At 51.7% G+C, this 10,296-nt stretch carries 14 protein-coding genes; 1 reads left to right on the top strand and 13 read right to left on the bottom strand.

Annotated features, from left to right (window positions below; translation table 11 throughout):
* The 9 genes from NNO08_RS21330 to fkpA all read right to left on the bottom strand — a co-directional run.
* A partial coding sequence (locus tag NNO08_RS21330; protein WP_000031687.1) for a GTP-binding protein occupies nt 1-301 on the bottom strand: 301 nt, incomplete at its 3' end.
* Nucleotides 302-370: 69 nt separating this feature from the next.
* The gene (fusA, locus tag NNO08_RS21325; RefSeq protein ID WP_003023659.1) at nt 371-2,485 is read right to left on the bottom strand and encodes an elongation factor G; all 2,115 of its coding nucleotides are present in this window, start codon (nt 2,483-2,485) and stop codon (nt 371-373) included.
* A gap of 96 nt (nt 2,486-2,581) precedes the next feature.
* Entirely contained in the window at nt 2,582-3,052 is a 471-nt protein-coding gene (gene rpsG / locus NNO08_RS21320) for a 30S ribosomal protein S7 (RefSeq protein ID WP_003023657.1), read from the bottom strand.
* Between the two features lie 95 nt (nt 3,053-3,147).
* Nucleotides 3,148-3,522, bottom strand: coding sequence for a 30S ribosomal protein S12 (gene rpsL, locus NNO08_RS21315; protein WP_003023654.1), 375 nt, complete (start codon nt 3,520-3,522; stop codon nt 3,148-3,150).
* Between the two features lie 125 nt (nt 3,523-3,647).
* Nucleotides 3,648-3,935 (bottom strand): sulfurtransferase complex subunit TusB, encoded by a 288-nt coding sequence (gene tusB / locus NNO08_RS21310; RefSeq protein WP_271457505.1) that lies wholly within the window; start codon nt 3,933-3,935, stop codon nt 3,648-3,650.
* 7 nt (nt 3,936-3,942) lie between these two features.
* Nucleotides 3,943-4,302 (bottom strand): sulfurtransferase complex subunit TusC, encoded by a 360-nt coding sequence (gene tusC / locus NNO08_RS21305; RefSeq protein ID WP_271442320.1) that lies wholly within the window; start codon nt 4,300-4,302, stop codon nt 3,943-3,945.
* Nucleotides 4,302-4,688, bottom strand: a complete 387-nt coding sequence (gene tusD / locus NNO08_RS21300; RefSeq protein WP_005121677.1) for a sulfurtransferase complex subunit TusD — start codon at nt 4,686-4,688, stop codon at nt 4,302-4,304. The genes tusC and tusD overlap by 1 nt, the downstream gene beginning before the upstream one ends.
* The gene (locus NNO08_RS21295) at nt 4,688-5,410 is read right to left on the bottom strand and encodes a helix-turn-helix transcriptional regulator (protein ID WP_003023643.1); all 723 of its coding nucleotides are present in this window, start codon (nt 5,408-5,410) and stop codon (nt 4,688-4,690) included. The genes tusD and NNO08_RS21295 overlap by 1 nt, the downstream gene beginning before the upstream one ends.
* A 167-nt stretch (nt 5,411-5,577) precedes the next feature.
* On the bottom strand, nt 5,578-6,396 hold the full coding sequence (gene fkpA / locus NNO08_RS21290; protein ID WP_271457504.1) for an FKBP-type peptidyl-prolyl cis-trans isomerase: 819 nt from the start codon (nt 6,394-6,396) through the stop codon (nt 5,578-5,580).
* A gap of 232 nt (nt 6,397-6,628) precedes the next feature.
* Between fkpA and NNO08_RS21285 the strand changes: the two genes are divergently transcribed.
* The gene (locus NNO08_RS21285; protein WP_003023639.1) at nt 6,629-6,847 is read left to right on the top strand and encodes a protein SlyX; all 219 of its coding nucleotides are present in this window, start codon (nt 6,629-6,631) and stop codon (nt 6,845-6,847) included.
* 112 nt (nt 6,848-6,959) lie between these two features.
* On the opposite strand, the gene slyD is transcribed toward NNO08_RS21285, so the two are convergent.
* The 4 genes from slyD to kefG form a co-directional block, all read right to left on the bottom strand.
* Nucleotides 6,960-7,565: a peptidylprolyl isomerase gene (gene slyD / locus NNO08_RS21280; RefSeq protein WP_003023634.1), complete on the bottom strand. Its 606-nt coding sequence runs from the start codon at nt 7,563-7,565 to the stop codon at nt 6,960-6,962.
* A 94-nt stretch (nt 7,566-7,659) separates the two neighbouring features.
* Nucleotides 7,660-7,860: a YheV family putative zinc ribbon protein gene (locus NNO08_RS21275; RefSeq protein ID WP_271442316.1), complete on the bottom strand. Its 201-nt coding sequence runs from the start codon at nt 7,858-7,860 to the stop codon at nt 7,660-7,662.
* Between the two features lie 9 nt (nt 7,861-7,869).
* On the bottom strand, nt 7,870-9,675 hold the full coding sequence (gene kefB, locus NNO08_RS21270) for a glutathione-regulated potassium-efflux system protein KefB (RefSeq protein ID WP_271457503.1): 1,806 nt from the start codon (nt 9,673-9,675) through the stop codon (nt 7,870-7,872).
* The gene (kefG, locus tag NNO08_RS21265) at nt 9,675-10,226 is read right to left on the bottom strand and encodes a glutathione-regulated potassium-efflux system ancillary protein KefG (protein WP_271442323.1); all 552 of its coding nucleotides are present in this window, start codon (nt 10,224-10,226) and stop codon (nt 9,675-9,677) included. Before kefG ends, kefB begins: the two co-directional genes overlap by 1 nt.
* Nucleotides 10,227-10,296 lie beyond the last annotated feature (70 nt).

The raw sequence follows: 10,296 nt of genomic DNA, 5'->3' as shown, positions 1-10,296 counted from the left end.
CGTCCATCTGCGCAGCACCGGTGATCATGTTTTTAACATAGTCGGCGTGGCCCGGGCAGTCTACGTGCGCGTAGTGGCGAGTCGGGGTGTCATATTCAACGTGAGAAGTGTTGATGGTGATACCACGAGCTTTTTCTTCCGGAGCGTTATCGATCTGGTCGAAAGCACGAGCAGCACCGCCGTAGGTTTTAGCCAGTACGGTGGTGATTGCAGCGGTCAGGGTAGTTTTACCGTGGTCAACGTGGCCGATGGTGCCGACGTTAACGTGCGGTTTTGTACGTTCAAATTTTTCTTTAGACACGGCTATATTCCTTACTATAGTGCTCTCCCCTTTGGAGAGAGCACGGGACTTAGGTTTTAATCCTGTGGCTTATTTACCACGGGCTTCAATAACGGCCTGAGCAACGTTGTTCGGCGCATCGTCGTACTTCAGGAACTCCATAGAGTAAGAAGCACGGCCTTTGGTCAGAGAACGCAGTTGGGTTGCATATCCGAACATTTCAGACAGCGGAACTTCAGCGTGGATAACAACGCCAGTGACGTTGGATTCCTGACCACGAAGCATACCACGACGGCGGCTCAAGTCACCGATAACGTCACCGGTGTTCTCTTCCGGAGTCTCTACTTCAACCTTCATGATAGGCTCAAGCAGAACTGGTTTCGCTTTCTTAAAGCCATCTTTGAAGGCGATAGAAGCGGCCAGTTTAAACGCCAGCTCAGAGGAGTCAACGTCATGGTAAGAACCGAAGTGCAGACGCACGCCCAGATCAACAACCGGGTAACCAGCCAGCGGGCCGGATTTCAGCTGTTCCTGGATGCCTTTATCAACGGCCGGGATGTATTCGCCAGGAATTACACCACCTTTGATGTCGTTGATGAACTCGTAGCCTTTCGGGTTTGAACCCGGCTCCAGCGGGTACATGTCGATAACAACATGACCGTACTGACCGCGACCACCAGACTGCTTAGCGTGTTTACCTTCGATATCGGTAACTTTCGCACGAATCGCTTCGCGGTAAGCAACCTGAGGTTTACCGACGTTCGCTTCAACGTTGAATTCACGCTTCATACGGTCAACGATGATGTCGAGGTGCAGCTCACCCATACCGGCGATAATGGTCTGGTTAGATTCTTCGTCAGTCCATACACGGAAAGACGGGTCTTCTTTAGCCAGACGGCCCAGAGCCAGACCCATTTTTTCCTGGTCAGCTTTGGTTTTCGGTTCAACTGCGATGGAGATTACCGGCTCAGGGAATTCCATACGTTCCAGAATGATCGGGTGATCCGGGTCACACAGGGTGTCACCAGTGGTCACGTCTTTCAGACCGATTGCAGCCGCGATATCGCCCGCGCGAACTTCTTTGATCTCTTCACGTTTGTTGGCGTGCATCTGAACGATACGGCCAAAACGCTCACGTGCAGTTTTCACGGAGTTCAGGATGGTGTCACCGGAGTTAACCACACCAGAGTACACACGGAAGAAGGTCAGGTTACCCACGAACGGGTCGGTAGCGATTTTGAATGCCAGAGCAGCAAACGGCTCGTCATCGCTAGCATGACGCTCAGCAGGAGTATCTTTACCGTCGTCCAGAATACCGTTGATCGCAGGTACGTCGACTGGGGATGGCAGGTAATCAATTACCGCATCCAGCATCGCCTGAACACCTTTGTTCTTGAACGCAGAACCACAGGTTACCAGGATGATTTCGTTGTTCAGAACACGCTGACGCAGAGCTTTTTTGATCTCTTCTTCAGTCAGTTCTTCACCACCCAGGTATTTCTCCATCAGCTCTTCTGAAGCTTCCGCAGCGGACTCGATCAGGTTCTGGTGCCATTCTTCAGCCAGTTCCTGCATGTCTGCCGGGATATCTTCATAAGTGAAGGTTACGCCTGCATCTTCTTCGTTCCAGTTGATGGCTTTCATTTTCACCAGGTCAACAACACCGGTGAACGCTTCTTCAGCGCCAATTGCCAGCTGCAGCGGAACAGGGTTCGCGCCCAGACGGGTTTTGATCTGACCAACAACTTTCAGGAAGTTCGCACCCATACGGTCCATTTTGTTAACGAACGCAATGCGCGGAACTTTATATTTGTTTGCCTGACGCCATACGGTTTCAGACTGAGGCTGAACACCACCAACTGCGCAGTAAACCATTACTGCACCATCAAGCACACGCATGGAACGTTCTACTTCGATTGTGAAGTCAACGTGCCCCGGGGTGTCGATGATGTTTACGCGATGCGGTTCGTACTGCTTAGCCATACCAGACCAGAATGCAGTAGTCGCTGCGGAGGTGATAGTAATACCACGCTCCTGCTCCTGCTCCATCCAGTCCATGGTGGCTGCGCCGTCATGAACTTCACCGATTTTATGGTTTACACCGGTGTAGAACAGAATACGTTCGGTAGTAGTGGTTTTACCGGCGTCGATGTGCGCACTGATACCGATGTTACGGTAGCGCGCGATGGGTGTTGTACGAGCCATTTGATTCCTCGTTTATCTTTTAGGCGTTCAATTTAAGTAGCCCAAAGCGGGCTGCTTACTAGAAGCGCCCGCCTGGTGACTAAAACTCCGAAGGGATTACCAACGGTAGTGTGCGAACGCCTTGTTGGCTTCTGCCATACGGTGAACGTCTTCACGTTTCTTAACTGCAGTACCTTTGTTTTCTGCAGCATCAGAAAGTTCGTTCGCCAGGCGCAGAGCCATGGATTTATCACCGCGTTTACGAGCAGCTTCAACGATCCAACGCATTGCCAGAGCATTACGACGGACCGGACGGACTTCAACTGGTACCTGATAAGTAGAACCACCAACGCGGCGAGACTTAACTTCGACAGTCGGGCGCACGTTTTCGAGAGCTACTTCGAAAGCTTCCAGTTCGTTTTTACCAGAACGCTGAGCCAGGGTCTCCAGCGCGCTGTATACGATAGTTTCGGCAGTAGATTTTTTACCATCTACCATCAGGATATTTACAAATTTAGCCAGCAGTTCTGATCCGAACTTCGGATCCGGCAGAATTTTACGCTGACCAATGACGCGACGACGTGGCATGGAAATACTCCGTTGTTAATTCAGGATTGTCCAAAACTCTAAGAGTTTAGTTTGACATTAATATAAAACGTTTGGCCTTACTTAACGGAGAACCATTAAGCCTTAGGACGTTTCACGCCATACTTGGAGCGTGATTGCTTACGGTCTTTAACGCCGGAGCAGTCAAGCGCACCACGAACGGTGTGGTAACGAACACCCGGGAGGTCTTTTACACGACCGCCACGGATCAGGATCACGGAGTGCTCCTGCAGGTTGTGACCTTCACCACCGATGTAGGAAGTCACTTCAAAACCGTTAGTCAGACGAACACGGCAAACTTTACGCAGTGCGGAGTTCGGTTTTTTAGGGGTGGTAGTATATACACGAGTACATACGCCACGTTTCTGCGGGCATGCTTCCAGCGCAGGCACGTTGCTTTTTGCAACTTTGCGTGCACGTGGTTTGCGTACCAGCTGGTTAACTGTTGCCATTAAATAGCTCCTGGTTTTAGCTTTTGCTTCGTAAACACGTAATAAAACGACCTCATACAATATGAGGACGCAGAATTTTAGGTCGGTGTCGAAAAGGTGTCAAGAAATATACAACGATCCCACAATTACCAGGTCATCTGGCTGAGATGCTTCACCGTAAGTCTGACGAAGTCAGTATAGCCAACCCTGACGACACTGTCTGAAATTTGACCACCCAACCCGCGAGCTTTAATGTCTTCTTCCAGTACATAGACCTTAATGGAGGCATTTTGCAGACTTTCAAGGAAACGACTGCCTTCTATTGCTGCAGTGACGCCATCCTGAAGCAGTAAAAGCTCGTCATCTTCAGCAATCAGACGCAGGAGGGAGGAGAAATCGGTTAGCCACGCAGAGCGATGTAAAATGTGCAGCATGAGAGCCTCAAAACCTCAAAATGACGTCATAGTTGCCAAGCTCACGACGCAAATCTTCCGGTTCAAGCGCCGTCGCATCAACCACAAAATTCGCCCCCTCTGCCAGGCCTCGCTCACGCAATGAGGCCGCACAAAGCCAGCATTGTTCTATATCGTACAATCCTAACAGTTTGAAAGTAGAGATATAGTCTCGCGCCAGAACGACATCCGGTTGTTGCCCCTGGAGGATCTGGAAGACACCATCACCGATAAAGAACACGCCGAGATCTTCCGTTAATGCAGATGTCGCCAGTAAAGCATCCAGTCCTTCGCGGCCGGATGCGCTGCCGTGCGGCACAGTAGAAAAAACAAAGGCAACACGTTTCATTAAAACTGCACCACGCGATCGCACGTCAGGGATGCTTCAGCCAGCGATCCAAGACCGCTGAGAGTAAATCCTGACTGTAAATTAGCACCAGACAACCCCAGTCGTGTTGCCTCAGTCTCATCAACAACACCACGCCGCAAGGCTGCCGCTACACAGATATTCAGCGCCACACCATGCTGCTGGTGAAGCTTTTGCCAGGCTCGCACTAAATCAAATTCATCACTGGCGGGCGATGTCAGAACGTTCGCGTTATACACGCCCTCACGATAAAAGAAGACGCTACACAATTCGTGTCCTTCTTCGAGTAGCGCATGCGCAAATTGCAATGCGCTACTCGCTTGCTGTGTGCCGTAGGCGGGCCCGGTTACCATGATGGCAAAACGCATTACTTATCTTGCCCCTGGAAATCACCGCTTTTGAACTGGCGAATATAGAGGTAGACCGTGTGCTTGGAGATGTTCAGACGATCGGCAACCTGATTGATCGCATCTTTAATATCGAAGATACCTTTCTCATACAGGTTCAGGACGATCTGACGATTCTTGGCATTGTTGGAGACGTTACGATCGGCGTTCACTTCTTCAATGGTGAACTCCAGCGTCTGGGTCACCAGATCTTCGACTGAGGACGCGAAGTTCACGGCTGATCCCACTTCCGGGGTCTCCGGCGGGATAAAGGTATTCATTATCTGCGAGAAAGGGACATCAAGGTTCATGTTGATGCACAGCAGACCAATCACGCGATGCTCACGGTTGCGAATGGCAATCGTCACCGACTTCATCAAGACACCGCTTTTCGCGCGTGTGAAATAACACTTCGACACGCTGCTATCCGCACCCGTCATATCATGCAGCATACGCAACGCAAGGTCGGTAATCGGTGAGCCAATTTTACGGCCCGTGTGTTCACCGTTAGCAATGCGGATGGCCGAGCATTTCAAATCCTGCAAAGAGTGCAATACGATTTCACAATGGGAACCAATGAGCATCGCCAACCCGTCCACTACCGCTTCGTAGGATTTGAGGATATCGAAGTCGGTTTGATCGAAAGGACGTTGATCCAGCAAATCTAGCTCACTGGTTTCGTTGGTTAAAAGCGACCTGGACATGAAAAAAAGCACTCCTTTTCAGGAGCCTGTCGTTATGTTGTCAGGGCAGGCTCATCACTATTATAGGGGCATCTAAAGTAATACAGCGCACAAGGCGCTTTCCAGTATTAATTATATCCTGCCGATAATAAAAAACCGCCGCCCTGTGGGCGGCGGTTTCTAATCATTTACTTTTTGCTGCTGTCTGCAGCTTTATCAGCCGGTGCAGCATCTGGCTTCGCATCTGCTTTCGGTGCCGGTTTGATATCTAACAGCTCAACATCAAAGACCAGCGTGGAGTTTGCTGGAATGCCCGGAACGCCCGTTTTACCGTATGCCAGATCCGGTGGGATAACCAGCTGGATTTTGCCGCCTTTCTTGATATTTTTCAGGCCTTCGGTCCAGCCTGGAATAACACCGTCAAGACGGAAAGAGAGCGGCTCACCACGGGTGTAAGAGTTATCAAACTCTTTACCATCGATCAGCGTACCTTTGTAGTTCACAACCACCGTATCGCTGTCTTTCGGTGCTTCACCGGTACCTTCTTTCTCTACTTTGTAGACCAGGCCAGTAGCAGAGGTTTTGACACCTTTCTCTTTAGCAAACTTAGCACGGTACTCTTTACCTTTCGCTTCGTTATCGGCCGCATCTTTTTCCATTTTCGCCTGAGCGGAGCTCTTCACGCGAGCTTCAAACCCCTGCAGAGTTTGTTCGATTTCCTGGTCAGACAGTTTGCTCTTATCTGCAAACGCATCCTGAACACCCGCGATCAACTGATCTTTATCCAGTTTGATGCCCAGTTTTTCTTGTTCTTTCAGGGAGTTTTCCATGTAACGACCCAGGGACGCGCCCAGCGCGTAAGCGGCTTTTTGGTCGTCATTTTTGAATGCTGCTTTGCTGTCAGCGGTAGCGGCTGGTTTCGCAGCATCAGCAGCGAAGGTGATCGGGGCATGCAGTGCAACGGCCATTGTGGTCGCCAGCAGCGTTACTTTAAACAGTGATTTCATCCATCTCTCCAGGGCCGGGGCATCTCACCCCAGGGTTAGCTAACATAAAAACGTACTATAAAGCGTTGTAGAACAAATCAACATACAGGCACGCCCTATTATCACCACTTTTCAGACACTTTTTGTTTAAATTAGTTTCGTTGCAGAGGAATGAGTGCTGTGCAAACAGGCAAAGTTAAGTAGAATTCGCCGCAGTCCGCGATCTGCCGGAGAAAAACAGAAGAGGTGAATCATGCAGGATACAACGATGGAAACTCGCCTGGCTGAGCTGGAGAGTCGCCTGGCGTTTCAGGAAATAACCATTGAAGAGCTGAACGTAACGGTGACCGCGCATGAACTGGAAATGGCCAAACTGCGCGACCATCTGCGTCTGCTGACAGAAAAGCTCAAAGCCACTCAGCCGTCTCATATCGCGTCGCAGTCTGAAGAGACGCCACCGCCACATTATTGAGGCGTAAAAAAAGCGGGGTTTCCCCGCTTTTTTGTGCCGGATGACGACGTAAACGTCTTATCCGGCCTACGGTCGGCCTGATAAGCGTAGCGCCATCAGGCAATCATACCGATTAGTGGCAACCGCAGCCGCCGCCGTTACCTTTACCGCCACCACCGCAGCAGCCTTCGCCACCGTGCTCGTGACCATGGTCGTGACCGTGACCACCGCAGCAACCATCGTGACCGTGGTCATGATCGTGGTCATGGCCATGCGCACCGTGAACGTGGCCATGGGCCAGCTCTTCTTCGGTCGCTTCACGGATAGCAACAACTTCTACGTTGAATTTCAGGTTCTGGCCAGCCAGCATGTGGTTACCGTCAACCACAACGTGGTCGTCTTCCACTTCGGTAATTTCTACCGGTACCGGACCCTGGTCAGTTTCAGCCAGGAAACGCATGCCAACCTGCAGTTCATCAACGCCCATGAAGACGTCTTTAGGAACGCGCTGCACCAGGTTTTCATCATACTGACCGTAAGCGTCGTTTGCGCCTACAGCAACGTCGAATTTATCGCCAACTTCATGACCGTCCAGCGCTGTTTCCAGGCCAGAAATCAGGGAACCGTGACCATGCAGGTAGTCCAGCGGTGCACTCACCGGAGACTCATCAACCAACACACCGTCTTCTGTACGTACCTGATAGGCCAGGCTGACCACCAGGTCCTTTGCTACTTTCATGATATCTCCTGAGCATGGAAAGAATAGTGGCGCAGATTGTAGCGGAATTCTGCACCCGTGTACCCTCTAGCTTAAAAAAAGCTGCGTCATATCGCTAGTCCGGATGAAAAATCCCGATCACTTGCTCCTCTTTGCGAACGTGCTCGCGCGCTTCTTTATCGGCCTCGCGCATCTGATGACCACACTTAACACACTCAACAATATCGATATTATTTTCACGCCACATCGCCAGCGAATCCTGCGCCTGGCAGGTCGGACATTTTGCGCCTGCAATAAAACGTTTACGAATTGCCATGGTTATCCTCTACTCAAATTCATCCCAGCCATCCAACTGGCGCCGTTCTTTCTGCATCTCCCGCTGGAAAATCTCCTCCAGCTCACGCCGGGCCTCTCTGGCACGAGAGATTTGCACCGTATCGGTATGCATCGGGATCAATTCCCGTAGCATGCGCATATCGAGTCGACGAAAATGTAACTGGGCGCGCTGCGCCTGATGCGGATGCATCCCCAACGACACCAGCGCTTTGCGCCCCAGTTCCAGTGCGCTCGAGAAGGTTTCACGGGAAAACTGCGTGACACCTGCCTGTAATAACTCATGCGCCTCTACACGTCCGCGCGCTCGCGCAAGAATATGCAAATGCGGAAAATGCTGTTGGCACAGTTCCACCAGCTTCATCGTGTCTTCAGGTTCATTGCAGGTGATCACAATAGACTGCGCCGCCTCTGCGCCAGCGGAACGTAAAAGCTCCACCTGCGTGGCGTCACCGTAATAGACTTTATAGCCATATTTACGCATCAGATTCACCGCACTGATATCCCGCTCCAGGACGGTAATACGCATTTTGTTCGCCATCAGCAAACGGCCGATCACCTGACCAAAACGCCCAAACCCCACCACGATAACCTGCGGCTTATCGTCTTCCACCCAGGGCTGTTCATCTTCCTCATCCGGGCCGTTGAACTGGCGAGAGAGCCATTTATCAATCAGCTTCATCAACAGTGGCGTGGTCATCATCGACAGCGTGACGGTTACCAGCAAAAGTGCCATTTGATCGCCCTGAAACAGCCGCTGGGAAGATGCCGTTGAAAAAAGCACGAAGGCAAATTCTCCGCCCTGGCTTAGCACCCCCGCAAATTGCATCCGCTCCGAGCTTCTCATGCCATTCAGCCGCGCCAACACATAGAGCACCAGCGTCTTCACGATGACCAGTACCATCACGCTCGCCACTACCCACAAAATATGGGTATAAAGCACGCCAAGGTTAAGTGACATCCCCACCGAGATGAAAAATAACCCGAGCAAAAGCCCTTTAAAGGGATCAATCGCCGTTTCCAGTTCATGTCGATATTCGCTTTCCGCCAGCAGCACGCCAGCGATAAACGTTCCCAGCGCCATCGACAGGCCCAGCGCATCCATAAACAACGCAGAGCCCAATACCAGCAGCAACGTGGCCGCGGTAAACACTTCCCGCACGCCGGACCCCGCAATAAAGCGAAAGACAGGACGCAGCAGATAGCGTCCGCCAATCAACATGCCAGCAAAAGCCAACACCTTCATGCCCACTTTGATCCAGTCAAAATGCTCATCGGCTGATCCTGCTAACAGCGGAACCAGCGCCAACGCGGGGATCACCGCCAAATCCTGGAACAACAGCACTGAAAAGCCCAGTTGTCCGGATTCACTGCGGTTCATCCCTTTTTCCCGCATCAGCTGTAACGCCATTGCCGTCGATGACATCGCCAAACCAATCCCACCGACTACCGCCGCCTGCCAGGAATAGTCAGTGAGCATCAATAACCCTGCCAGGACAAGCGCGCTAAGTAACACCTGCGCGGCACCGACACCAAAAATTGAACGCCGCAATTGCCATAGTTTAGCCGGGTTAAGTTCCAGCCCGATGATGAACATCAGGAAGACCACGCCCAGCTCAGAGAAGTGCAGAATTTCATCCACATCGCTGATGAAGCCAAGTCCCCATGGGCCAATAGCGATCCCCGCCAGCAAATAGCCCAACACCGGCCCAATACCCAGCCGCGATGCCAACGGCACCGCAGCCACCGCCGCGAAGAGGAACAGCACTCCCGCGGTCAATAAATCAGAACCTTCCATCAGCGGCCTCCCACAGGAATCGGATTCGCCAGCCAGTCACCATACGCTTTAGCATGGCTGTCCAGCTCCTGCTTCGTTTGCCGTCTGGCCCAGTAAACGATGATGGGACTCATCCAGTGCATCCGGCACATTCCTGCCGTCAGCTCAAAAGGACGTAACACATCACTCATCGGATAGCGGTTCAGCGCGTCATACCGATACGCACTTTCCGGCTCACCAGTGGTGATCACACTCCGCCAGTACTTTCCCGCCAGTTGGTTCCCTCCGGGGCCACTGGCAAACCCGCGACTCAGTACGCGGTCAAGCCACTCCTTTAGCAGGGCCGGGCAGCTATAGGTATAGAGTGGATGCTGAAAAACAATCACGTCATGCTCACGCAGCAATTCCTGCTCGTGCGAAATATCGATAAAAAAATCAGGATAGTGCGCGTAAAGATCGTGCACGGTAACATTATTGAGCTGCATGGCCGGTTTAAGCAGAACCCGGTTCGCGACCGAGTCCTGAGATTCCGGATGGGCATACAGCAGCAACACTTTCGCTGGCTGGGACATCATCCCCCTCCCGGTTTTGTCTTTTGTCTATTTTCGGCGTTTTGGGCTACCATTGCGCCTCGGTGCGGCA

It is taken from the genome of Citrobacter sp. Igbk 17 (genome assembly GCF_028069775.1).
In the GTDB taxonomy this organism is placed as follows: Bacteria; Pseudomonadota; Gammaproteobacteria; order Enterobacterales; family Enterobacteriaceae; genus Citrobacter.
Note: the sequence above shows the minus strand (reverse complement) of the source record. Positions and strands in the feature narration are given on the sequence as shown.